We start from the raw sequence: 290 nt of genomic DNA, 5'->3' as shown, positions 1-290 counted from the left end.
TAATGTGGGTCTCGTGGGCTCGGAGTTGTGTATAATAGACAGAAACGGTTCTGTAGCTTACATGTTTGATGCGACAGCTGTTATCGGTCTTGAAGGTAAAACATCAGATGAAGTTCTTGAAATTTTAATGGAAGCTGATGTTGATGCACGTGACATTCTAGAAGAAGAAGATTCTGTTATCGTGTATGCTGAACCTGATCAATTCCATGCAGTACAATCTGCACTTAAAGTTGCTGGTGTTGAAGAATTCACAGTTGCAGAATTAACAATGCTTGCACAACGTGATGTAG

At 40.0% G+C, this 290-nt stretch carries 1 protein-coding gene; it reads left to right on the top strand.

All coding sequences use genetic code 11. The annotated features are described in order from the left end of the window. On the top strand, window positions 1–290 hold a 290-nt coding region (locus ACSG5Z_RS31480), incomplete at both ends, for a YebC/PmpR family DNA-binding transcriptional regulator (RefSeq protein WP_435712914.1).

Source organism: Bacillus pretiosus (assembly GCF_051294775.1).
In the GTDB taxonomy this organism is placed as follows: domain Bacteria; phylum Bacillota; class Bacilli; order Bacillales; family Bacillaceae_G; genus Bacillus_A; species Bacillus_A wiedmannii.
This window is presented reverse-complemented; position numbering and strand designations above follow the sequence as displayed.